The sequence below is a fragment of the Parafrankia elaeagni genome, assembly GCF_000374165.1.
Lineage (GTDB): Bacteria > Actinomycetota > Actinomycetes > Frankiales > Frankiaceae > Parafrankia > Parafrankia elaeagni.
Window position 1 is genome coordinate 195,111 of record NZ_KB893670.1, and the last position, 23,836, is coordinate 218,946.

21 protein-coding genes and 1 tRNA gene are annotated in these 23,836 nt (G+C 72.9%); 11 read left to right on the top strand and 11 right to left on the bottom strand.

The genetic code is table 11. The annotated features are described in order from the left end of the window. Positions 1–17 precede the first annotated feature (17 nt). Positions 18–3,017, top strand: a complete 3,000-nt coding sequence (locus tag B207_RS0100860) for a leucine--tRNA ligase (RefSeq protein ID WP_018634615.1) — start codon at positions 18–20, stop codon at positions 3,015–3,017. 65 nt (positions 3,018–3,082) lie between these two features. Continuing rightward, the gene (gene arfB / locus B207_RS0100865; protein WP_026310535.1) at positions 3,083–3,523 is read left to right on the top strand and encodes an alternative ribosome rescue aminoacyl-tRNA hydrolase ArfB; all 441 of its coding nucleotides are present in this window, start codon (positions 3,083–3,085) and stop codon (positions 3,521–3,523) included. A 9-nt stretch (positions 3,524–3,532) separates the two neighbouring features. Here the strand turns inward: arfB and B207_RS0100870 are convergent, their stop codons facing one another. Together B207_RS0100870 and mca are read right to left on the bottom strand one after the other, a co-directional pair. Beyond that, positions 3,533–3,922, bottom strand: coding sequence for a hypothetical protein (locus B207_RS0100870; RefSeq protein ID WP_018634617.1), 390 nt, complete (start codon positions 3,920–3,922; stop codon positions 3,533–3,535). Between the two features lie 168 nt (positions 3,923–4,090). Then, positions 4,091–4,996, bottom strand: coding sequence for a mycothiol conjugate amidase Mca (mca, locus tag B207_RS0100875; RefSeq protein WP_018634618.1), 906 nt, complete (start codon positions 4,994–4,996; stop codon positions 4,091–4,093). A gap of 562 nt (positions 4,997–5,558) precedes the next feature. Here mca and greA point away from each other — a divergent pair. The 5 genes from greA (at position 5,559) to B207_RS0100900 (ending at position 11,559) form a co-directional block, all read left to right on the top strand. Continuing rightward, positions 5,559–6,044, top strand: coding sequence for a transcription elongation factor GreA (gene greA / locus B207_RS0100880; RefSeq protein ID WP_018634619.1), 486 nt, complete (start codon positions 5,559–5,561; stop codon positions 6,042–6,044). A 126-nt stretch (positions 6,045–6,170) separates the two neighbouring features. Then, positions 6,171–7,682 (top strand): magnesium chelatase, encoded by a 1,512-nt coding sequence (locus B207_RS0100885; RefSeq protein ID WP_026310536.1) that lies wholly within the window; start codon positions 6,171–6,173, stop codon positions 7,680–7,682. A gap of 88 nt (positions 7,683–7,770) precedes the next feature. After that, positions 7,771–9,768 carry a vWA domain-containing protein gene (locus B207_RS0100890; RefSeq protein WP_018634621.1) on the top strand — a complete coding sequence of 666 codons (1,998 nt, stop codon included), beginning with the start codon at positions 7,771–7,773 and terminating at the stop codon, positions 9,766–9,768. Between the two features lie 105 nt (positions 9,769–9,873). Then, the gene (locus B207_RS0100895; RefSeq protein ID WP_230204767.1) at positions 9,874–11,040 is read left to right on the top strand and encodes a trypsin-like serine peptidase; all 1,167 of its coding nucleotides are present in this window, start codon (positions 9,874–9,876) and stop codon (positions 11,038–11,040) included. A 57-nt stretch (positions 11,041–11,097) separates the two neighbouring features. Next, on the top strand, positions 11,098–11,559 hold the full coding sequence (locus B207_RS0100900; protein ID WP_018634623.1) for a hypothetical protein: 462 nt from the start codon (positions 11,098–11,100) through the stop codon (positions 11,557–11,559). Here the strand turns inward: B207_RS0100900 and B207_RS0100905 are convergent. Continuing rightward, positions 11,534–12,442 carry an alpha/beta fold hydrolase gene (locus B207_RS0100905; RefSeq protein ID WP_018634624.1) on the bottom strand — a complete coding sequence of 303 codons (909 nt, stop codon included), beginning with the start codon at positions 12,440–12,442 and terminating at the stop codon, positions 11,534–11,536. The two genes, B207_RS0100900 and B207_RS0100905, sit on opposite strands and share 26 nt — an antisense overlap. A gap of 230 nt (positions 12,443–12,672) precedes the next feature. On the opposite strand from B207_RS0100905, the gene B207_RS0100910 reads away from it, so the two are divergent. Both B207_RS0100910 and B207_RS0100915 read left to right on the top strand, forming a co-directional pair. Then, positions 12,673–14,352 (top strand): MBOAT family O-acyltransferase, encoded by a 1,680-nt coding sequence (locus B207_RS0100910; protein WP_018634625.1) that lies wholly within the window; start codon positions 12,673–12,675, stop codon positions 14,350–14,352. A 440-nt stretch (positions 14,353–14,792) separates the two neighbouring features. Beyond that, positions 14,793–15,776 (top strand): DUF459 domain-containing protein, encoded by a 984-nt coding sequence (locus B207_RS0100915; protein ID WP_018634626.1) that lies wholly within the window; start codon positions 14,793–14,795, stop codon positions 15,774–15,776. Between the two features lie 87 nt (positions 15,777–15,863). On the opposite strand, the gene B207_RS0100920 is transcribed toward B207_RS0100915, so the two are convergent. Beyond that, on the bottom strand, positions 15,864–16,259 hold the full coding sequence (locus B207_RS0100920) for a hypothetical protein (protein WP_026310537.1): 396 nt from the start codon (positions 16,257–16,259) through the stop codon (positions 15,864–15,866). A 127-nt stretch (positions 16,260–16,386) separates the two neighbouring features. Between B207_RS0100920 and B207_RS0100925 the strand changes: the two genes are divergently transcribed. Continuing rightward, positions 16,387–16,614: a DUF4287 domain-containing protein gene (locus B207_RS0100925; protein WP_018634628.1), complete on the top strand. Its 228-nt coding sequence runs from the start codon at positions 16,387–16,389 to the stop codon at positions 16,612–16,614. Positions 16,615–16,696: 82 nt separating this feature from the next. After that, on the top strand, positions 16,697–17,107 hold the full coding sequence (locus B207_RS0100930) for a PPOX class F420-dependent oxidoreductase (protein ID WP_026310538.1): 411 nt from the start codon (positions 16,697–16,699) through the stop codon (positions 17,105–17,107). A gap of 57 nt (positions 17,108–17,164) precedes the next feature. Here B207_RS0100930 and B207_RS0100935 read toward each other — a convergent pair whose 3' ends face one another. The 7 genes from B207_RS0100935 to eno all read right to left on the bottom strand — a co-directional run bounded on the left by B207_RS0100935 (position 17,165) and on the right by eno (position 23,692). Next, entirely contained in the window at positions 17,165–17,974 is an 810-nt protein-coding gene (locus B207_RS0100935) for a Bax inhibitor-1/YccA family protein (protein ID WP_018634630.1), read from the bottom strand. Between the two features lie 327 nt (positions 17,975–18,301). Next, positions 18,302–18,376: transfer RNA gene (locus B207_RS0100940), tRNA-Leu, on the bottom strand. A 1,740-nt stretch (positions 18,377–20,116) separates the two neighbouring features. Then, on the bottom strand, positions 20,117–20,338 hold the full coding sequence (locus B207_RS0100945; protein WP_018634631.1) for a hypothetical protein: 222 nt from the start codon (positions 20,336–20,338) through the stop codon (positions 20,117–20,119). A gap of 31 nt (positions 20,339–20,369) precedes the next feature. Continuing rightward, a complete protein-coding gene (locus tag B207_RS0100950) occupies positions 20,370–21,344 on the bottom strand; it encodes a Ppx/GppA phosphatase family protein (protein WP_018634632.1) in 975 nt (324 codons plus the stop codon). Next, positions 21,341–21,946, bottom strand: a complete 606-nt coding sequence (locus B207_RS0100955) for a DUF501 domain-containing protein (protein WP_051102318.1) — start codon at positions 21,944–21,946, stop codon at positions 21,341–21,343. The genes B207_RS0100950 and B207_RS0100955 overlap by 4 nt, the downstream gene beginning before the upstream one ends. A 53-nt stretch (positions 21,947–21,999) precedes the next feature. Beyond that, positions 22,000–22,401, bottom strand: coding sequence for an FtsB family cell division protein (locus tag B207_RS0100960; RefSeq protein WP_018634634.1), 402 nt, complete (start codon positions 22,399–22,401; stop codon positions 22,000–22,002). A 7-nt stretch (positions 22,402–22,408) separates the two neighbouring features. Next, complete coding sequence (eno, locus tag B207_RS0100965; RefSeq protein ID WP_018634635.1) at positions 22,409–23,692, bottom strand: phosphopyruvate hydratase; 1,284 nt, start codon at positions 23,690–23,692, stop codon at positions 22,409–22,411. Positions 23,693–23,836: the final 144 nt, after the last annotated feature.

Genomic DNA, 23,836 nt, shown 5'->3' on the forward strand with positions numbered 1-23,836 from the left:
TTGGGATGCGACCAGCCATGAACGAGCCCACCGAGCGCGACACCCCTGCGGCACCCGCGGGCGGCGACGGCGACCTGCCCCACCGGTACGACTCCCGGCTCGCCGCCGAGATCGAACGGAACTGGCAGCGGCGGTGGCTCGACGAGGGCACCTTCGAGTCACCCAACCCGACCGGCCCGCTCTCCGGCGGCTTCGAGGCGGTCCGCGGGCGCGACCCGTTCTACGTGCTGGACATGTTTCCCTACCCGAGCGGGACGGGTCTGCATGTGGGCCACCCGCTGGGCTACATCGGTTCGGACGTCTTCGCCCGCTTCCTGCGGATGACCGGCCGGCACGTCCTGCACACCTTCGGCTACGACGCGTTCGGGCTGCCGGCCGAGCAGTACGCCATCAACACCGGCCAGCACCCGCGGGTGACGACCGAGGCGAACATCGCGAACATGCGGCGCCAGCTCGGCCGGTTGGGCCTGGGCCACGACACCCGCCGCGAGATCGCCACCACGGACACCGCGTACTACCGGTGGACCCAGTGGATCTTCCTGAAGATCTTCGGGAGCTGGTACGACGAGGCCGCCGGGCGGGCCCGCCCGATCGAGGAGCTGGTCGAGGAGTTCGAGAGCGGGCGGCGCTCCGCCGCCGGCCCGGCCACCCTCGAGGCGAACCCGCGCCGCGCCGAGTGGGCCGAGCTGACCCCGGCCGAGCGGCGCCGTGTCCTCGACGCGCACCGGCTGGCCTACATCTCCGAGGAGCTGGTGAACTGGTGCCCCGGGCTGGGCACGGTGCTGGCCAACGAGGAGGTCACGCCCGAGGGGCGCAGCGACATCGGCAACTATCCGGTCTACCGGCGCCCGCTGCGCCAGTGGATGATGCGGATCACCGCCTACGCCGACCGGCTTATGTCCGACCTCGACCTGGTCGACTGGCCCGACTCCATCAAGCAGATGCAGCGGAACTGGATCGGGCCCAGTGACGGCGCCACCGTCCGCTTCTCCACCGCGGCCGGTGACGGGGCGGGCGTCGACATCGAGGTCTACACCACCCGGCCGGACACGCTGCCCGGGGCGAGCTTCCTGGTACTGGCGCCCGAGCACCCGCTCGTCGACGCGCTGACCGCCGACGCCTGGCCGGCGGGCACCCCCGCCGGCTGGCGGTTCGGGCAGGACCGCCCCACCGGAACGCCCGACGAGCAGTGGACCCCGCGGGCCGCCGTCGACGCCTACCGCACCTTCGCCGGCCGGCGCACCGACCGCCAGCGCGGCGGGGCTGAGATCGACCGCACCGGCGTGTTCACCGGGACGTACGTGACCAACCCGGTCGGCGGCGGGAGGATCCCGGTCTTCCTGGCCGACTACGTGCTGCTCGGCTACGGCACGGGCGCGATCATGGCGGTGCCGGCGCACGACGAGCGGGACTTCTCCTTCGCCCGCGAGTTCGGCCTGCCCGTCGTGGCAGTGCTGGATCCCGGTACGGCCTGGCTCGCCGAGCGCGGGCTGCCCGCCGGGGCGCCGGCGGAGTCCTGGCCGGAGTCGTTCGCCGGCGAGGGCGCCTACCTGCCCGGCCCGCCCGACCTGCCGGTGCTGACCGGGCTGTCGAAGGGCGAGGCGGTCAAGACGACGATCGGCTGGCTGGAGGACGCCGGCCGCGGCCGCGCGACCCGCTCCTACCGGCTGCGCGACTGGTTGTTCTCCCGCCAGCGCTACTGGGGCGAGCCGTTCCCGATCGTCTACGACGACGACGGCCTGCCGCTGGCCGTGCCCGAGCACCTGCTGCCGGTCGAGCTGCCCGAGATGACCGACTTCCGGCCGCGGGCGATGACCGACGACGACGAGAGCGAGCCCGTCCCGCCGCTGGCCAGGGCCACCGAGTGGAGCACGGTGACCCTCGACCTGGGTGACGGCCCGCGCCCGTACCGGCGCGAGACGAACACCATGCCGCAGTGGGCCGGCTCCTGCTGGTACTACCTGCGTTACCTCGACCCGACGAACGCCGAGAGCTTCGTCGACCCCGCTGTCGAGCGTTACTGGATGCATCCCGAGCGCGGGCCGGCCGGCGACGGCGGCGTCGACCTCTACGTCGGCGGTGTCGAGCACGCCGTGCTGCACCTGCTCTACGCCCGTTTCTGGCACAAGGTGCTGTACGACCTGGGCCTGGTCTCCACCCGGGAGCCGTTCAAGCGGCTCTACAACCAGGGCTACATCCAGGCCGACGCCTTCACCGACTCCCGCGGCATGTACGTCGCCGCCGCCGAGGTCGTCCGCGACGAGGACGGGACGTACCGTCACGACGGAGCGCCGGTCAACCGGCGCTCCGGGAAGATGGGCAAGAGCCTCAAGAACAGCGTCAGCCCCGACGAGATGTACGACAGCTACGGGGCCGACACGCTGCGCGTGTACGAGATGGCCATGGGCCCGCTCGACGCCCACCGCCCCTGGCGCACCGACGACATCGTCGGCTCCTACCGGTTCCTGCAGCGGCTCTGGCGCAACATCATCGACGAGGAGACGGGTGCCCCCCGGGTCCGCGACGCCGCGCTCGGCGACGAGGTCACCCAGGCACTGCACCGGACGATCCTGACCGTCCGGGCCGACTACGCCGAGCTGCGGTTCAACACCGCGGTGGCCCGGCTGATCGAGCTGACCAACCTGGCCAGCAAGCACTTCGGCGCCGGCCTCGACGGGCCGCCCCGCGAGCTGGCGGAGGCGATGGTGCTGATGACGGCACCGCTCGCGCCGCATCTCGCCGAGGAGCTGTGGAGCCGGCTCGGGCACACCGGCTCGGTCTCCACGGTGCCCTTCCCCGAAGGGGACGAGACCCTCGCCGCCGCCTCGACGGTGCGGATGCCGGTGCAGGTCAACGGAAAGGTGCGGTTCACGATCGACGTCACGCCCGACGCGGACGAGGCCGCGGTGCGCCAGGTGCTCGAGGCCCACGAGGACTACGCCCGGCACACCTCCGGCCGGACCGTGAAGCGCCTCATCGTGGTTCCCGGCCGGATCGTCAACATCGCGCTGGGCTGACGGCGCCGCGGGTCCCGGGGCGAAATCCCCGGGACTCCCCCGGCACGGCCTGGCACGATGTGATGATGCTGCCGGACGTCGTGGTGATCCGGCCGGGTTTCAGGATCCCGGCCGGCGAGCTGACGTGGAGGTACTCCCGGTCCGGCGGCCCGGGCGGGCAGTCGGTGAACACGTCCGACAGCCGGGTGGAGCTGCTGTTCGACGTGGCGGGCTCACCGTCCGTGCCGGAGCAGCTGCGGAGCCGGGCGGTGTCCCGGCTCGGGAGCCGGCTGGTCGGCGGGGTGCTCACCCTGGCCGCGTCCGAGCACCGGTCGCAGCTGCGCAACCGGGAGGCGGCGCTGGAGCGGCTGGCGGCCACCCTGCGGGAGGCCACCGCCCCGCCGCCACGCCCCCGGCGACCCACCAACCCGACGCGCGGCTCGGTCGAGCGCAGGCTCGCCGGGAAGAAGCGGCGGGCGCAGGTGAAGCGGCAGCGCGGCGGCCGGACCCCCGGCGCCGACGACTGACGGTCCAGGTCAGGCCGGGTCGGTGCCGACGTCCTCCCCGACGCCCTTTCCCTCACGCTGACGCGGGAGCGTACCCGTCCCCGCCGCCCCGGCGGAGGTGGTCGCCACCGCGGCGGCCCGGTCACCGCCGGGCGCGGCACCGGCCTCTCCGGTGCCTGCTCCTGAGCCGTCGCCCGTGCTGGTGGACTCCGGTGCCGGGCCGCCGGGAGCCACCCGCCTGTCGGCGGGGCCCGACCCGAACTCTCCGCTGGCGACGTTCGCGCGCATCCTGCGCAGGCTCCGCGAGAGGAACACGAAGAGCGCAACCGACGCGAGGATCAGTGCGAAGACCACCAGGGCACCGCTGGTGCCCGTGCCTATCTCCGCGGCGAGCCGCAGTCCGCCGGACGTGTCAGACATCGACCGGCACCTCCTGTCCGTTCCGTCAGTTCCCCAACGTTCCCGTACGCCAGCACATCGCGACGTCCGTCCGTCAGCCGACCTTACGTTCACCCGCCGCGGCGGCGCGCCGCGCGGCGGCACCGGCCGGCCAGGGCGGGCGTCCGCTGAGGGCGCCGCAGGGCGCCCTCAGCGGACGCCGTTGAACAGATCGCTCTCGGGAAGCACACCGACCTCGATCAGGGACCGGGCGAGCTGGTAGTCCTCGGTGGGCCAGGCCTCCCGCTGCAGGGCGAGCGGCACCTGGAACCACGGCCCGGTCGGATCCACCTGGCTGGTGTGCGCCAGCAGGGCGCGGTCACGCACCTCGAACCAGTCGTCGCAGCGCACCCGGGTGGTCAGCCGACCCGTGTCCTCGGCCCGGTCGACCCACTCGCCCAGCCGCTTCGCGTAGGGCGACTCCAGACCCGCGGCCAGCATTCCCTGGTGCAGGGCGAGGATGCGGTCCTTGTGGAAGGTGAGGTGGTAGTAGAGCTTCAGCGGCTGCCAGGGGGCCAGGCCGACCTCGGTGCCCGCCTCGGGGTAGCGCTGCGGGTCGCCGGCCGCCTCGAACGCCTCGACGCTGATCCGGTGCGTCATGATGTGGTCCGGGTGGGGATAGCCGCCGTTCTCGTCGTAGGTCGTCAGGACCTGGGGGCGGAACTGCCGGATCAGACGCACCAGCGGGCGGGCGGCCACGGTGACGTCCAGCGTGGCGAACGTCCCCTCGGGCAGCGGCGGCGGCGGGTCACCTTCGGGCAGCCCGGAGTCGACGAACCCGAGCCACTCCTGGCGCACGCCGAGGATCTTCCGGGCCCGCTCCATCTCCTCCTGCCGGACCTGGGGCATCCGGGCGAGGTTCGCGGGCGTGTCCATGGCCGGATTGAGGATGCTGCCCGCCTCACCGCCGGTACACGTGACCACCAGCACCTCGACGCCCTCGTGGGAGTAGCGCGCCATCGTCGCCGCGCCCTTGCTGGACTCGTCATCGGGATGCGCGTGGACGGCCATGAGCCGCAGCCCGCGCTCCTCGTCGGCCGGGAGCATGCGCCCCATTGTGGCTGACGAACGGGACGGACGGCGACGACCGCCGGACCGGCACGAACCGCCGCGGAACGGCGCGGACAGACCCGGACAGGCTCGGCGGACGGGCGGCGCAGATCCGGAGAACGGTCAGAGAAGGAGACCCAGTTCACGTGCGATCTGGAAATGTTACCGAGCGCCGTGGCAGAATGCACAGTCCGCGCACACTCCGATGACGCCCGAACCCGAGAACACACGATCGGCGGAGACATACCGCCCGAAGACGCACGGTCGCCCGACCGGCAAGCCGCCAGCCGGCCCGCCGGAATCCGGCCGAAGGTCCGACATCGTCGTCGGCCCGGCCGCCAGCGACGGCCGCAGCGGCGCCGCACCGGTTGTCCTCACGGACGGCCTGGCGGCCGGGAACGGCGCGTCAGGAGTGGCCGGATCACCTGCTCGGCCTGATCCCGCGCCGGCCGCCGCGCCGGCCGGGGGCGGATCCGCGCGCGGTGGTGGACCGTGTGGCGGAGCGGTCGGGAGCCAATGCTCCCTCCGTTAAAGTAAGAACTTTGGTATCCCTCGAGGAGCGTGACGCGTGACGCAGCAGACCTGGCTCACCCAGGAGGCCTACGACCGACTTCGCTCCGAGCTGGACTACCTCACGGGCACCTGGCGTACGGAGATCGCCGCGAAGATCGAGGCCGCCCGTGAGGAGGGCGACCTGAAGGAGAACGGCGGCTACCACGCGGCCAAGGAGGAACAGGGCAAGCAGGAGGCCCGCATCCGCCAGCTCATGGATCTGCTGCGCGACGCCAGCGTCGGCGAGTCCTCGGGTGCCGCGTCCGGCGAGGCCGGCCCCGGCACCATCGTCGAGATCCGGTTTCCCGGCGAGAAGGAGACCGAGCGGTTCCTCATCGGCTCACGGGAGGATCACAGCGCCAGCATCGAGGTCTTCTCCCCCGCCTCTCCCCTCGGCGGCGCCGTCACCGGCCACAAGGCCGGCGAGACGGTCACGTACACACTGCCGAACGGTCGTGCGGCCAAGGTGGAGATCGTCTCGGTCTCGCCGTACTCGCCGTGAGCGCGGCCCTGGCCGCCAGGACCGCCGGGACCGCCAGGACCGCCAGGACCGCCCAGGCGACTACGCCATAAGCGGACGGCTTCCCACTCCGCTGCGCGCGGGCCGGTGTGGACGTACCGTCGGCTGGTGGCAGATCCGCCGGCTCCGCACAGTCCGTCCACGCCTCCGACGCACCAGACCGCCGCCGGCGCGGCGGTCCCCGTGACGGCCGACCCGGCCGCGTCCGGGCCCCCGCCGACCGTGATCAGCCTGGCCGACCTGCGCCGTTCCGGCCATGTGCACCGGTCGGTCCGGGCCGAGCTGCGGGGCAACCTGCTGGCCCGGATGCGGTCGGACGAGGACCGCTTCCCGGGCATCGTGGGATTCGACGACACCGTTCTCCCGCAGGTCGAACGGGCTCTGCTCGCCGGGCACGACATCGTGTTCCTCGGCGAGCGCGGCCAGGGCAAGACGCGGCTGATCCGCACCCTGGTCGGCCTGCTCGACGAATGGTCGCCGTCCGTCGCCGGGTGCGAGATCAACGATCATCCGTACGCGCCGGTCTGCGGCCGCTGCCGGTTGCTGCTCGCCGAGGTGGGCGAGAAGCTGCCGATCACCTGGCGGCACCGCTCCGAGCGGTTCGGTGAGAAGCTCGCGACCCCGGACACGAGCGTCGGTGACCTCATCGGCGACGTCGACCCGGTCAAGGTCGCCGAGGGCCGCACGCTCGGCGACCCGGAGACGGTGCACTACGGGCTGGTTCCCCGGACCAACCGCGGCATCTTCAGCGTGAACGAGCTGCCCGACCTGGCCGAGCGCATCCAGGTGGCGCTGCTCAACGTGCTGGAGGAGCGGGATATCCAGGTCCGCGGCTACATGCTGCGGCTTCCTCTCGACCTGCTCCTGGTCGCCTCGGCGAACCCGGAGGACTACACCAACCGCGGGCGCATCATCACCCCGCTCAAGGACCGCTTCGGCGCCGAGGTCCGCACCCACTACCCGCTGCGCCTGGACGACGAGCTGCGACTGATCCGCCAGGAGGCGGTCATCTCCTGGGCCGGCTCGCCCCTGGGCACACCCGAGCTGCCCGACCACCTCATCGAGGTGGTCGCCCGCTTCACCCGGCTGGTGCGCGAGGCCCCGCAGGTCGACCAGCGTTCCGGCGTCTCCGCCCGCCTCGCGGTGGCCGCCGCGGAGACCGTCGCGGCGTCGGCCGTGCGCAGAGCGGCCCTGACCGGTGAGGAGACGGCGACGGCCCGGGTCGTCGACCTGGGCGCGATCGTCCCGGCGGTGCGGGGCAAGGTCGAGTTCGACCAGCTGGAGGAGGGGCGCGAGGACGACGTCCTGGCGCTGCTGCTGCGGCGGGCGATCGCGGAGACCTTCCGCGCCAAGCTGGCCGGGTCCGACCTCTCGGGCCTCCAGGAGCGCTTCGAGCGCGACGGGGCGGTGGAGACGGGCGATCTCGTCCCGGCCACCGAGCTGCTGCGCCGGATCGGCCCGGTGCCGGGGCTGGCCGCGATCCTCAACCGGCTGGATGTCGATGGCGCGGAGTCACCCGGCCTGGCCGCCGCGGCCCTGGAACTGGCGATGGAGGGCCTGCACCTCAACCGGCGCCTGGCCAAGGAGGAACTTCCCGGCCGGACGGTCTACGGAGGCTAGCCGGACGGTCCACGAGGGCTGAACGGTCCACGGGGGGCTAGGTCCACGGGGGGCTAGGTCTACGGTCTACGGGGGCTAGGAGGCACCGGTGAGTTCCGGACAGTTCCGATACGGCCCGTGGGACGGCGGGCCCGACCCGCTCGCGTCCCCGTTCGCGGCGACGGATGCCGTGGACGAGATGTCCCGCGAGATCCTCGAGGGGCGTACGCCCCGGGAGGCCCTCGATGCCCTGCTGCGCCGCGGCATGCCGAACCGCCGCGGTCTGGACGATCTTCGCCGCGCGGTGGAGCGCCGCCGCCGGGAGGCCCGTTCCCGCGGCCGCCTCGACGGGACGTTGGAGGAGGTCCGCCGCCTGCTCGACACCGCCGTCGGGCAGGAGCGGGCCGCGCTGTTCCCCGACCCGGCGGACGAGGCACGGATGCGCGAGGCCGAGCTGGACGCCCTGCCCTCGGACCCGGCCCGTGCCGTCCGCGAGCTGGCCGACTACGACTGGCGCTCGCAGCAGGCGCGGGAGACCTACGAGCAGATCGCCGACCTGCTGCGCCGGGAGGTGCTCGACGCGCAGTTCCGCGGAATGAAGCAGGCGCTGGAGGGCGCCACCCCCGAGGACATGGCGCGGGTGCGCGACATGGTCCGTGACCTCAACGAGCTGCTCGAGGCGGACGCCCGCGGTGAGGACACCCAGGACCGCTTCGCGGAGTTCATGCGCCGGCACGGCGAGTTCTTCCCGGAGAACCCGGGCGATCTCGACGAGCTGGTCGACGCGCTGGCCCGCCGCGCCGCCGCCGCGGAGCGCCTGCTCGCCGGGCTGACGCCCGCGCAGCGCCAGGAGCTCGCCGACCTGATGGCCACGGCGATGGAGGACATGGGCCTGGCCGGGGAGATGTCGCGGCTGTCGCGGGCGCTGCGGTCCGCCCGGCCCGGGCTGGACTGGGGCGGGCGCGGCCGGGGGCGTGGCCGCGGGCGCTTCTCCGGCGCGATGACCGGAGACGAGCCGCTCGGCCTCGGCGACGCGACCAGCGCGCTGGAGGAGCTCGCCGAGCTCGACGAACTCGCCGCCTCGCTCAGCCAGGACTACCCGGGGGCCTCCCTCGACGACGTCGATCCCGAGGCGGTCGAGCGGGCACTCGGCCGGGCCGCCGTCGACGACCTGGCGCAGCTGCGGCAGGTCGAACGGGAGCTGGAGCGCCAGGGCTTCATCACCCGCCGCGCCGGTACGCTCGAACTCACCCCGCGGGCGGTGCGGCGCATCGGCGAGACGGCGCTCGCCCGCATCTTCCGGGATGTCACCGCCCGCGGCCGCGGTGACCACACCCACTCGGACGCCGGTTCGGCCGGCGACCTGCTCGGGACGTCCCGGCGCTGGCAGTTCGGCGACACCCAGCCGATCGACGTGGTCCGCACGGTGCGCAACGCGGTGCTGCGGGGCGGCCCGCCGGGCCCGGGCAACCGGATCCGGCTGACGGTCGACGACTTCGAGGTCGCCGAGACGGAGCGCCGCACGAGCGCGGCCGTCTGCCTGCTCGTCGACCTCTCCTACTCGATGGCGCTGCGCGGCACCTGGGGGGTGGCGAAGTCGACCGCCCTCGCCCTGCACGCACTCGTCACCACCCGCTTCCCGCAGGACAAGGTGCACATCATCGGGTTCTCCGACTACGCCCGGGAGCTGCGGCCCGTCGAGCTCGCGGGCCTGGACTCGGAGATGGTCCAGGGCACGAACCTGCAGCACGCACTGCTCATCGCGGGCCGGCTGCTGCGCCGCTACCCGGAGTCCGAGCCGGTCGTCATGGTGGTGACGGACGGCGAGCCCACCGCCCACCTGCAGCGGGACGGCACCCCGTCCTTCTCCTGGCCACCGATGCCCGAGACCCTCGAGCTGACGCTGGCCGAGGTGGACCGGCTGACCCGCCGCGGCGTGTCGATCAACGTCTTCATGCTGGACGACGAGCCCCGGCTCGTTCGCTTCGTCGAGGAGATGGCCCGGCGCAACGGCGGCCGCGTCCTCTCCCCCGATCCGTCCACGCTGGGCAGTTTCGTCATCCACGACTACCTGCACTCCCGCAGTTCCCGGCGGGTTGCCGGCTGAGCGGCCGCCGGCCGCCCGGCTGAGCCGCCCAGAGGGGGCCGGCGGACCGCACCCGGCCGCCACCCGACACCTTCCGTCACCAAGCTGCTACCGTGCGCGCTCGTGGTGGCAGAGCGCGCACGGCACGACAAGCACCGGCCGGACCGGCACGAGACCGCTCGGCACGAGACCGCTCGGCACGAGCCTGACCGTCCCGGTCGGGCGGGCCGGCGACGGCTTGCCGTCGCCACGGCCGCGCTCGCGCTCTGCACCCTGGCCCCGGCCGTCCCCGCGCTGGCCGCGGTGGCGACCGGCGGCGTCCCGGCCGCGGGGCCGCCGCCGCGTTCCGTCATCTCCGAGGATCTGCCCGGGCCGTTCGCCGGCCGCTACTCCGAGCCGCTGGAGCGCCCGCTCGCGAAGCCGATGTCGGCGCCCGTCGCGCTCAGCGGCGTCGAGCAGGCACGGATCTCGGCGTACTGGTCAGCCGAACGCCGTACCCGGGCGCAGGCGGCCGGCACCGTCGACCGGGACGGCGCGCCCGTTCCGAGGGCCCTGGACGGGCCGGCCGCCACCTGGCAGGCCCCGGTCCGGACCGGCCCGCCGCCGCCCGCCACCGGCACTCCCTACACCTACGGCGGGCTGGTGACGAGGACGGTGGGCCGGCTGTTCACCACCCTGCGCGGCATCGACTACGCCTGCACCGCGACGGTGGTGTCCAGCCCGGGCCGGGATCTCGCCGTGACGGCCGGGCACTGCCTGCACGAAGGCAACGGCGGGCAGTTCGCGACCAACGTGGCCTTCATGCCGGGCTTCGCCGACGGCTCACCGCCCTTCGGTCTGTGGACCGCCCGCCGGATCACGGTCACCCCGGACTGGGGACTGCGCGGCAACTTCGACTACGACACCGGTTTCGTCCTGTTCAACACCCTCGGCGGGCGGCACATCCAGGACGTCGTCGGCGCCCAGAAGATCGCTTTCAACCAGCCGCGGACCAGCGCCCAGTACGCGTTCGGCTACCCGCGCCTCGCGCCCTACGACGGCGACCGGCTGATCTACTGTGCCGGCCCGCCGACGTCCGACCCGTACGGCACCGCCTCGATCGGCCTGCGCTGCGACATGACCGGCGGCGCCAGTGGCGGCCCGCTGTTCGTCGGCCTCGGCCGCGCCGGACCGGGGGCCGGCTGGGTCGACAGTGTCGTGAGCTACGCGTACGCCGGGGACCCGGGCACGGTCTACGGCACCTACTTCGGGCGCGCGATCGAACTGCTCTACTACCAGTCCAGCGAGCTCTGACCAGGCTGGCGCGGCCCCGCGCCCGGCCTGGCGGGGGCGGGCCGATACGGTTCGGGCATGCCTCACTCAGGCAGTTACGGCCTCTTCCTGACCCTGCACGTGCTCGCCGCCGTCCTGCTCGTCGGCCCGCTCTGCGCCACGACGGCAGCGGCTCCCCGTCTCGTCCTCGGCGGTCCGGCCGCCCTGCCCCGGCTGCGGGCCGCGGTGCGTTCCACCCGGTACTATCCGCCGGCGACGGTCCTGGTCACCGCCTTCGGCCTGGTGATCCTGCGGGCCGGCTCGTTCGGCAGCACGCGCGACCTCGGCGATCCGTGGCTGACGGCCTCGCTGACACTGTGGATCGCGGCGGTCGTGATCACCATGGCCGTCGTCTCCCGGAACCTGCGGCGTGCCGTGTACGAGATCGAGCGCGGGGGCGACGGGCGCCGCCAGCTGCCCATGATCACGATCGGCGCCGCCGCCGCGGTCACCTGCTGGGTCCTCGTCGTCGTGCTCATGGTGGTGAAACCGGGTTCCTGACCGCCGTCCGCAACGACTCGCCGTGCTGGGTGGTGTCGTCGATCCGGTCCAGCAGGCGGGCCCAGATCTCCCGGGGCAGGTCGTGTGCCATCCCGTCGATCTCCAGCAGTTCGGCGGACGGGACCGCGGCAGCGGTCAGCCGCCCGCCGCGGACGGGGATGAGCGGGTCGTGCGACCCGTGCACGACGAGAGTCGGCACCCGCAGGCCGGCCAGGGCCGCCGAGCGGTCCGCCGCGACCAGGACGGCGGCCAGCTGGCGCGCGACCCCGGCCGGGTTCTGCCGCCGCTCCCAGAGGGCCCTCGACCGGCTGTGCAGCCAGCTGACGTCGACGGCGAACTCGGGCGAGCCGATCACCCGCGCGGACTCCTCCGCCCCGAGGATGAACTCGTCCAGCGTGGTCGCGCCTGGCCGCAGCAGCAGGTTGATGGCCTCGTCGGTCGGCTTCACACTGTGGTCGCCCGGATGCGACATCACGGAGATGAGGCTGCGGACCCGGTCGGGACTGGTCAGCGCGAGGAGCTGGGCGATCATCCCGCCCAGTGACACGCCCATGACGTGGGCGGAGTCGAGGCCCAGCGCGTCCAGCAGCCCGGCGGTGTCGGCGGCCATGTCCTCCAGGCCGTAGGGCGCGAGGCCGGGCTGGCCGGCCACGATGCCCAGCAGGTCGGGTGGGCCGTGCCAGTCGAGGTGGGTGGAGTACCCGACGTCCCGGTTGTCGAAGACGATGACGTGGTAGCCACGCCGGACCATGCTCGCCAGCAGATCGGGGTGCCACCCGATGAGGTGCTGCCCGAGCCCGTTCACCAACACCAGCGGCAGGCCGTCAGGATCACCGTGCGTCTCGACAGCGAGTTCGATGCCGTTGACCGGAACGATTCTCATGCCCCGGGACGGTAGCGACAGGCTGGCCATCTCGTCAGTACACGGCTACGGATTCGGCCCCAGATCACCCGGGCGGGCCGGCGACCCGTCCCGGGCAAACCGCACCAGGGCCGTCCCCGGGCGTGCGTCGAGGGCACGTCGAGGGCACGTCGAGGAGCGCAGCAGCCGCACCTCAACTACTTTCAGTAGTTGACTGAATCCTCTCCGTAGCAGATGCCGGACGGTTACGCGTGGTCTTCCCAACGATCGAGTTCGCCGCGTTCCTGGTGATCGTCATGGCCGTCTCCTGGCTTCTCATGCCGATCCCCGCGCTGTGGAAGCCCTTCATCCTGGGCGCCTCCTACTTCTTCTACGCCTACGCCGACGCCCGGTTCGTCCTGCTGATCATGGCTTCCACGCTGATCAACCAGGCGGCCGCGGTGGCGATCCACCGGTGGCGGGACCGCCGGATCCTGATCGCCGCCATCATCTGCGACCTCGGGCTGCTGGGCTGGTTCAAGTACTACGGCTTCTTCGCCCTCTCCGTGGACAGGGCCCTGCAGGACGTCGGGCTGCCCGCCCCGCTTCCCCTGCTGCAGGTGGCGCTGCCGATCGGCATCTCGTTCTTCACCTTCCAGGCACTGTCGTACGTGATCGACGTCTGGCGGCGCGACATCCGCCCCGTCTCACTGATCGACTTCGCCGTCTACGAGGCGTTCTTCCCCCACCTCGTCGCCGGGCCGATCGTGCGCGCGAGCGAGTTCACCCCGCAGCTCGCCTCCCCTCGCGACCCCAGGCAGGTCCAGGTGACCCGCGCGGTCTTCCTCATCGGCGGCGGCCTGGTGAAGAAGGTCGTCCTGGCGGACCTGATCGCGACCAGGATCGTCGACCCGGTCTTCGACGCGCCGGGCCAGCACTCGGCCCTGGAGATCGCGGTCGCCGTGTACGGCTACGCCGTCCAGATCTACTGTGACTTCTCGGCCTACTCGGACATCGCGATCGGGGTGGCCCTGCTGCTCGGCTTCCGGTTCCCCGACAACTTCGACCGCCCCTACGCGGCCATCAGCCTGCAGGACTTCTGGCGCCGCTGGCACATGACCCTCTCCCGCTGGCTGCGGGACTACGTCTACCTCCCCCTCGGCGGCAACCGCCGGGGCCGCCGCCGGACGTACCTCAACCTCATGATCACGATGACGCTCGGCGGGCTCTGGCACGGAGCCGCCTGGACCTTCGTCCTCTGGGGCGCGCTGCACGGAGCCGGTCTCGCCGCGGAACGGGGCTGGCGCGCGCACCGCGACGGCCGCCCGGGCCCGGAGCAGCCCGGGATCGCTCCCGCACCTGCCGGTTCCGGGCCGAGGCACGTCATCGTCCAGCCCACCGGGAGAGTCACCCAGCCCCGCTCGCCGGGCCTGCCACCCGGTCCGCTGCCCCCGCTGCCGCTGCCGACGCCCTCCCGGGAGTCCCTGCTCGGCGCCCACGCCGGAGCCGGCGGCGTGCCGGCCGGCACCGGGACGGGGGCCGAGGCCGCCGAGGCCCACGACCCGGCGGCCACGACGCTGGCGGCACCCGCCCCGACCCGCCGCCCCCTGCACACCCCCGGAGCCTGGCTCAGCCGGATCCTCGTCTTCCACTTCGTCTGCGTGGCCTGGGTCCTCTTCCGCTCACCCGACCTCGGCACCGCGGGCGAGATCTTCACCCGGCTGTTCACCGCCTGGGGCCCAGCCCCTCTGGTCACGACGACGGTGCTGGTCGCCATCGCGGCCGGGCTCGGCGCGGCCGCCATCCCGCGCTGGTGGTGGGTGCGCGCCCAGGGCGTCTTCGCGGCCCGTCCCCTCGGCGTGCAGATCGTGCTGGTGGTCGCGTTCCTCCTGGTCATCTACACCTTCGTCGGCCAACAGGACGTCGCGCCGTTCATCTACTTCCGGTTCTGACCCCCGTCCACCGCTGGTTCCGGTGGTTCCGGTGGTTCCGGGCCTCACCGGCCGGCCGCCTCCACGTGCACCGGACAGAACGCCGCACGACCAGCAGCACGAGCGACCATCACTTAAGGTAATCGTTCGAACACGACATCCCGATGACGGCGGGAGACGCCATGACGCAGCGCGACGAGCCCACGGCCTCGGCGCCATCCGCGCCCGCTCCGCGCAGGGATCCCGACAGGCCGGCGGCCTCCCCGCCGCGGCCCCCCGCCCCGGCACGGCAGGCAACGGCGCCGCGCCTCGTTGCTCCCGAGCCGACAGTTCCGTCCACCGCGCCGCGTGCCACGGGTGCCGCCATCCCGCCCGTTGCCGCACCCGACAGGCCCGATACACCCGATGCGCCCGACAAGCACGATGCGCCCGATGCGCCGTCGGGCCCACGGACCCCGGCGATGTCGGCGCGGCGGGCACTGATCCTGGTCACGGCGTGCCTGGGGCTTCTGGCGGTGCTGCGGTCATCCGCGATGGTGCACGCGGGTGAAGGGATGCCACCGGGAACCACCCGCGACCTGGTGCTCGCCGTGGCACGCCCGTTGGACCGGGTCACCTCGACGCTCTGGCTCGACCGGCCTGACCGGCTGCTGACCAGGGCGTTCGGGCACCCCGACCCCGCCGGGGCGAAGGCGGACAGCTCCGAGCTCGCCTCCGCCGCCGCACTGGCCGAGCCACCGGCTGACAGCCGCGACGGCGCCGCCCGCCGGGACGGCAACGGTGGCGAGGCCACCCGGCTGCGGACCCCGACCGCCGCCGATCCGCTGCGGGTCCTCGTCACCGGTGATTCCCTGACCGAATCCCTCGGACCGACGATCACGAACACCGCGCCGGCGGCGATCCGCGCCGAGACCGACACCCGCTTCGGCACCGGGCTCGTCCGCCCCGACTTCTTCGACTGGGCCACCCACGCCCGCCACCAGGTCAGCGAGCGCAACCCGGAGGCCGTGGTGGTCGTGATGGGCGGCAACGACGGCCAGGGCATCACCCAGCCGGACGGCATCATCCTGCCCGCGGGCTCCGACGAGTGGGCAGCCGAGTACCGCCGCCGGGCAATCGTCCTGATGCGCATCTGGTCGGACGGCGGCAGCCGCCGCGTCTACTGGCTCGGTCTGCCACCCGCCCGGTCGGAAACCCTGAACGGCTACTTCACTCGGATGAACGAGGCAACCCGGGCGGCGGCCGAGCGGGTGCCCGGCGCGCGCTTCCTCGACCTGCGCCCGACCCTGTCCACCGACGGGCGCTACACCGACTACCTGACGGACAGCAGCGGGCGCTCCGTCCTCATCCGCACCCGTGACGGCGTGCACCTGACACTGGACGGCGCTCGGATGGCCGCGGTGCCCGTCCTCGCCGCGCTGGCGGGCGACTGGCAGCCACGCTGAGGCGGACGGACGGACAGGCGGGTCGGCCGGGCAGGTCACGCCGACACACCGGGGCACAGCGCACCGGGCACCGGGCACCGGGCCACCTCAGAACGGGCGGAAGCCGAAGCCCGGAGTGTCGAGATCGGCCCTGGCCGCGCCCACCGCGGCACCCGCGCGCGCCAGCAGTCGAGTGACCTCGGGCTGGGGCAGCGGCACGCCGGGCCCACTCCCCGCCGCGGCCGCGGCGAAGAAGTCGTCCGCGAGGACGACGAGCTGGTCTGGCAGTGCATGGTCGGAGATCCGCGGCGGGCGGGCTCCGGAGGGCGCGCCGCTGCCCGCCTCCCGGCCGAGCGCCGCGAACTCGTCGATCAGCGCACGGAGCCGGTCGGCGCGGGTCGCACCGCTGGAGATCCGCACATCCCAGGCGGAGCCCATCCACCCCCGTGCCCTGGAGACCAGCATGCTCGTCTGCCGGGAGACCTCACGGAGCGAATCCGACATTCGGCCAGGATACCCGCGCGTAACCGTGCCGCACGCCTTGCCGATCGCTGCGGCGGGGCGCACGCTCGAAGCATGTACCGCTGATTCCGGGTTCGACGGACGTCGGGCCTGATCTCTGGAGGCGCGCATGTTGAAGCATCGCTCCCCGCAGACCCACCGGAGCCTCATCGAACGCATGCCGAAGGCCACCGGACACGATCTGGGGCACTGGCTCGCCCAGCTCAACGAGGGCCCAGGGCTGCTCCGGTCCTCCGAGCGAGTGGGCTGGCTGCGGGACGTGCACAGCCTGCCGCATCGGTACGCCGCGGCCGTCGTGCACGAAGCCCACCTGCGCCGGCATGCGCTCCGCACCTGACCTGCGCTCGCTGCGCTGATCGCCCGCCCGCCCGCGGTGGCCCGCGGTGGCCGGCCGCCGCGGGCGGGGCAAGAATGACCCGGTGGACCTTGACGCTGCCCGCTCCTTCGCCCGTGGCCAGCACCGTGCCGTGCTGGCCACCGCTCGGCGTGACGGCACTCCGCAGCTCTCCCCGGTGCTTGTGGCCGTCGACACCACGGGGGCATTCGTGATCAGCACCCGGACGACGGCGGTGAAGACGGCGAACATCCAGCGTGAGCCGCGGGTTTCCCTGTGTGTCCTGTCCGATGGTTTCTTCGGGCCCTGGGTGCAGATCGGCGGCGTGGCCGAGATCATCCGGCTGCCGGAGGCGATGGAGCCCCTCGTCGACCACTACCGGCAGATCTCCGGCGAGCATCCCGACTGGGACGGCTACCGTGCGGCCATGGAACGCGAGCATCGCTGCCTGGTCAGGGTGACACCGACGGTGGCAGGCCCCGACCGCTCGGGATGAGCTTCGGGTCTCGACCGACCCCGCGGGGTCGGTCGAGACCGGCCGCGGCCCGGCGAGTTACTGCCGGAGCTTGGACAGCAGGCGCAGCAGCTCCAGATAGACCCATACGAAGCCGACGAGCAGGCCGAACGCGGCCCGCCACGCCTCCTCACGCGGGGCGCCGTTCGCGACCGCCCGCTCGATGTAGTCGAAGTCGAGGATGAACTGCAGGCTCGCGACGGCGAGGACGGCGACGCTGAACAGGATGCCCAGCGGCGAGGCGTCATTGATGATCGGCAGGTGGCTGCCGGAGACCGCCCTGACAACCAGGTCGGTGATGCCGAGCAGGACCACTCCGAGCAGCGTGCCGGTGATGATCCGCGCCATGCGGGGCGTGGCCCGTAGCCGGCCGCTGCGGTAGGCGGCGAGCATGGCCACGAAGACCAGCGCCGTGCCGAGCAGGGCCTGCAGCACGATGCCGGAGAAGGCCGACTCGTAGAACCGGGAGACCCCGCCGACGAACAGGCCCTCGAGCGCGGCGAACAACACGACCAGAGGCGGGCTGATCCGGGAACGGAACGAGATCACGAGGCTCAGGGCCAGCGCGGCGACAGCCGCGCCCAGCGCGATGCCCGGCGAGTCCGGCGAGAGGTACCAGCCCACCCCCGCGCCGACGAGCATCACCGCGAACACGCCGAGCGTGTGCATGACCACGTCGTCGAAGGTCAGCCCGCCCCGCGGCGGGGCCGGCGGCGCGGGCGGGAAGCCCGGGCCCTGCGGCCACGGACCGGGCTGCCAGGGCCCCGGGGGCGGAGGCGGCACGGGCGACCTCGTCTGCCCGAAACCGGACCGGGTGAACGCCGGATTGGACGAGTGCAGCTCTGCCATCGGCCTGGACCTCCCCAGCAGCCCGCGTGGGCGACCTGCCGCACGACGATCGCACAGTACAACGGCCCCGCCCCGCCCACCGTTCCGCCCAGGTGCGCGGGGCGACCCTCGTGCCACGGGCGGTTGACCGGTGCCTGGCCGCGCGGCCGGGCCGCAGCCAAGCCAGACATATCGGAAGAAGGCGCGGCGCACAGCCACAGAGATCCACTGGATCAGAAACGAGCCGCTGGCAGTCGCTCTTCAGACAAAGCGCCCTTAGGCGTCGCCAGCGTCCGGCCGACCGCCGGCCTCAGGGGCAATAGGAGGCAGACGGTTGCCATTGATAGGTGCCGGTGGTCGGAGTCGAACCGACACTCGAGCTGTTTTTAGGACAGCCTCCTCTACCTGTTGGGATACACCGGCTCATGCACATCGCTGATGTTTCTACCACGCTACGTAGGGTCTGGGAATAACGCATCGCGGGAAAAGTCGTACGGAGCGGCCGACCCGGATCATTTCGTGACTCCTGGTGACGACAGCGACGCGCTCGCCGTCATCTCGCGCCAAGCGGTCACGCGTCGATTCGCTTCCGGAGGGCAGTCTCGCCCGCCGACCGGCGGGCATCCGCCGGCTCGGCACCGGGGCCCTGGCGACTCCGGCTCACCCCGGCTCACCCCGGTCACCCACCGCCCAGAAGCACGGGCCCGCACCAGCGAAGATCAAGGATACCGAAGCCGACGGCTCACATCCGCACAGGTCCGGGCCGGATCCCGCGGCAGTCGGGGCCCCGGCGTACAACGGCTCACCGGCATCCGCCGTCGTGTCCGACGGCACGGCCGGCTCCGGCGACAGCCCGCAGTCCTCACTTCACAGCCGGCTGTTGCAGGTCGGCCGCCGAGCAGGGCACGCGTTCCTCCCCGGGCCGAGGCCGGACCCGACACCGGCCCACGCCGAAGCGGGTCGGCGGCCGGCGACGATGGCGGACGCCGGAGCGGATACCGGAGCCAACGCCGCCGCGGGCCCGGTGAGGACACCGGGCGGAGGCGTCGGCCCCGACGCCGGGACGGGCACCTGGTGGGCGCGAACCGGGGGCGGGGGCCAGGCCCGGACGGTCCGACCGTTCCCGCCGGCGACAGCGGTCGGACCGTCACAGACAGGCAGCACCCGCCGGGCGCCGTCGCGGCTGCCGGCGGACCCGACATGGAAAACAATCCGACGCCCCGCCGAAATCGCTGGCGGCTTCCGCCAGGGGCGCCGCGCGGCGAGGCCGACGACGCAGGGCGCATGTACCCGTGTTATTCACCTCCAGTCGAATGGAACAATGCGTCGCTCTGTCGGTGCGGCCCGGATTAGACCCCTCGCGCTCACCCGCGCTTTGCCCATGTCTCTCACCCAGGTGCGCCAGGAACGCACCGCCATCCATCCGAGAGGGCCGGCGGACAGCTCTGCTCCAGCTTTCTCGGCTGGCATCGGCGCGATACCCGGCCCCGGCGATCGGGCCGCCCGTCGGAGTGGGAAGGCGGCCGGGCGGAGGCCCTCTCCGCACGGTTCGACCGCTCCCGCACACCGGGCACGCGAGTGCCTCACGCTGTCCGAGGCACCAGGGTGACGCTGGCCACATCTGAACGAAAGCGCAACACGAAGGCAACACTTTCCGCGAGGGATCCGGGACGGACCGCGAGCGCGGCCCCCCGGGATCGCCCACGTCCCGGACGGGTCCGGATGCGATGCCTGGCCCGCAATCCCGTCCGGCGGAGTTCGGCTACGCAATCCACGGACAACAATGAGCTGCCGGATGAACCCTCTTCTGGGCCGAAAACCTTCTCCGCGAAGAGAAGCCTCTCGACGAAAACGAGGTCGCGGGCCGGGCCCGCAGCACGCACTTCATCGGGATCGGGCGATCGGCCCGGGCAGCCATCCGGCGAAAAAAGTGATCTGCCCCACTGTTCTCGGCGCCGGAACAAGGTCTGGCCGGGCAATACTGTGCGCGGAGGATTCCGACGGCGCGCGTTACCGACTTCCGCCACAGCGTCGCCCGGCCGTCGCCGGCCTCCCGGCCGTCACGAGTGGTCATCCGCCCGAGCGTGACCGGCCGCCGCGGCGAGGACCATGTCGAGCAGACGCAACAGCTCGAGGTCCCGGACGAGCCACGGTCGGCAGGTGTCACGTTCGGCCGGGGTCGGCCTGTTCGCCCTCCCGCCAGGCCACCAGCCGCGGGCAGGCCCGGCACACCGACATCCAGGCGTCCAGGTCGGCGCAGCCGGCGGCCGTCGCGGCAAGGTCCGCGACCTGCTCGGAGGCTTGGGCGACCGGGGTCGACGCCGTCGCGGGGTCCTCCGGCCGTCCCGCCCCGGGAGCGGCGGGCCCGCGGGCCGGGTCTGTCACACGATGCGGGTCGTCCGCGTCTCGGTGCCGTTCACCGGGCGCCGGACCCCACCACTCCGCCGGATCCCACCACTCCGCCGAGCGACAACGCGATGCCGTCCAGGATGTCCCGCTCGCTGGCGATCACCGCGGTGGTGCCGGAACGTTCGACCAGGGTCCGCAGCACGAGCGCGCCCGCGGCGATGACGTCGACCCGGCCCGGGTGCATCACCGGGAGAGCCGCGCGTTCGGCGTGGGTCATCGCGAGGAGCCGGGCGGTCACCGCGGCGACGTCCTGCGCCGAGGTGACCATGAGGTGGATGCGGTCGGCGTCGTAGGCGGGCAGGTCGGCGGCAAGCGCGGCCACCGTCGTCACCGTGCCGGCGACCCCCACCAGGGTGGTGGCGGTGGTGATCGGGACGACGCGCTCGGCCTGGTCGAACGCCGCGTTCACGTCGGCCACGATCGCGGCCACCTGGGCGGGGGTGGGCGGGTCGTCGTGGAGGTGCCGCTCGGCCATGCGCACACAGCCCACGTTCACCGAGATCGATTCACGGACGCCACCCACGTCGCCGAGGACGAGCTCCGTCGATCCGCCGCCGATGTCGGCCAGCAGGATCGGCGTGGAGACACCGTCGAGGTCGCCGATCGCGCCGGCGAACGACAGCGCGGCCTCCTCGTCGCCGCTGATCACCTCGGGGTCCACGCCGAGGATCGCGCGGACGCCGTCCACCAGGTCCGCGCGGTTACGGGCGTCCCGGGTGGCGCTGGTCGCCACCATGCGCACGCGTGACGCGCCCAGCCGGTCGATCTCGCCGGCATAGTCGCGCAGCGCGGCGAGCGTCCTGGCCAGCGCGTCCGGGGCGAGCTCTCCGGTGCGGTCGACCCCCGCTCCCAGCCGCACGATCTCCATCCGACGGGTGAGTTCGTGCAGGCGGCCGCCGGAGCCGCCGGCTCCCTCGTCCACCTCGGCGACGAGCAGGCGGATGGAGTTGGTACCGCAGTCGATCGCGGCGACACGGGTCATCCGGCGGTCTCCTCTCGTCCCTGGCCGGGTCCGGCCGCACGACCGCGCGAACGCACGGGCTCCTCAGCACAGGATGCGCCGTCGGCGTCGACACAGGGCCCACGGCCCCCCCAGTCCGCGAGCGCGGCGAGGGCCTCGTCACCGAACGGGTTGACACCGGGACCGGCGGCGAGGCTGTGGGCGACCAGCACGTGCAGGCACTTGACCCGTTCGGGCATGCCGCCCGCGCTCGGGTGGCCCGGCAGCGCGCCGCGGGCGTCACGCCGGGCCAGATAGTCCCGATGGGCGGCCGTGTAGGCAGCCGCGAGCTCGGGGTCCGTGGCCAGGCGGGCGGTCATCTCCCGCATGACCCCGGATCCTTCGAGCCGCGAGACCGCCGACGACGCCCGCGGGCAGGTCAGATAGAACAGGGTCGGGAAGGGCGTGCCGTCCTCGAGCCGCGGCGCCGTCTCGACGACGTCGGGCAGCCCGCACGAGCAGCGGTGGGCGACCCCGAGCACCGCCCGCGGCTCGCGCCCGAGCTGCCGCCGCACCGTCTCGGCCTCGGCACCAAGCCCGGTGCCGGGCTCGGTGCCGGGCTTGGTGCCGGGCCTCTCCTGCACGCCAGACGCGCCCGGCACGCCGGAAGAGGCGCCGGCGTCCGGCCGGTCGGGGCTCACGGCTTCGCCTGCGCGGTCGGCACGGCCGGCTCGGAGAGCTGTGACCACAGCCGGTTGTACCAGGAGCCGTCGCCCGTGCCGGCGCCGGATTCCGCCCCGGCCTCCGCCGTCTGCTGGGGAGTCGTCCGCATGAGATAGGACTTCTCCCCGGGCAGCACGTAGTGCAGCCGGCGCCGCGCCTCGTCAGCCACCCACTCGGAGTCGTCGTACCGGCCGACCTGGTCACGCAGGTCGTCGACCCTGGACTGACGCTCCGCGTTGGCCCGCGTGAGCTCGGAGATCTTGGCCTGCTGCTGCAGGTACAGCCGCAGCGGGTAGGCCAGGGTCAGCACGAGCACGCAGATCACGACGGCGAGCAGCGTGGCCCGGGTGGTCAGCGCCCGGCGGCGGAACGGCACCGTCAGCTCAGCCGGCGGTCGTCCGCCGCGGGAACGCGGCGGCCCCGGCGAACCGTGCCGCGTCGTCGAGTTCCTCCTCGATCCGCAGCAGCTGGTTGTACTTGGCCACCCGCTCGCTGCGGGCGGGAGCGCCGGTCTTGATCTGGCCGCAGTCGACGGCCACCGCGAGATCGGCGATCGTCGTGTCCTCGGTCTCGCCGGACCGGTGCGACATCATCGCCCGGTAGCCGCTGCGGTGGGCGAGGGTGACGGCGTCGAGCGTCTCGGTCAGCGTGCCGATCTGGTTCACCTTCACCAGCAGGGCGTTCGCGGCGCCCTCGGCGATGCCGCGGGCGAGCCGCTCCGGGTTGGTGACGAACAGGTCGTCTCCGACGAGCTGCACCTTCGCGCCCAGCCGGGTGGTGATGCTCACCCAGCCGGCCCAGTCGTCCTCGGCCAGCGGGTCCTCGATGGACACAATCGGGTACGAGTCGACCAGGTCGGTGTAGTAGTCGATCAGCTCGTCGGACGAGCGGGCGCTGCCCTCGAAGGTGTACGCGCCGTCCTTGAAGAACTCGGTCGACGCGACGTCGAGCGCGAGGGCGATGTCACTGCCGAGGCTGAAGCCGGCCTTGTCGATGGCCTCGGCGATCAGGTCGAGCGCCTCCCGGTTCGCCGGCAGGCTCGGGGCGAAGCCGCCCTCGTCGCCGACGCCGGTCGCCAGGCCTCGGCCCTTGAGCACGCTCTTCAGCGCCTGGTAGACCTCCGCGCCCCAGCGCAGCGACTCGGCGAACGTGCCGGCGCCGATCGGAGCGATCATGAACTCCTGGATGTCGACGTTGGTGTCCGCGTGCGCCCCGCCGTTGAGGATGTTCATCATCGGCACCGGCAGCAGGTGGGCGTTGGGCCCGCCCAGGTACCGGAACAGCGGCAGGCCGCTGGAGGCGGCGGCCGCCTTGGCCACGGCCAGGCTGACGCCGAGCAGGGCGTTGGCGCCGAGCGCGGACTTGTCCGGCGTGCCGTCCAGATCGATGAGGCGGGCGTCCAGCAGCCGCTGCTCGGTGGCCTCCAGGTCCATGATCGCGGGGCCGATCCGGGTGATGACGGCCTCGACGGCCCTGGTGACACCCTTGCCGCCGTACCGGTCGTCGCCGTCACGCAGCTCGACGGCCTCGAAGGCACCGGTGCTGGCACCGCTGGGGACGGCGGCGCGGCCGGGCGTGCCGTCCTCAAGAACGACCTCGACCTCGACGGTGGGGTTGCCTCGCGAGTCGAGGATCTCGCGAGCTCCGACAGCCTCGATGGACGGCACGAGCGCACCTTTCGACGGAACGCGACCGGGACACCGGCGCGGGACGGCAGCTGCTGGCGGACAGACGGACAGACGGACAGGTCAACGGAACCGCTGACGGACACACACCGCGGAGCCGCCGAGCGAACCGGCCGCACCGGGGCC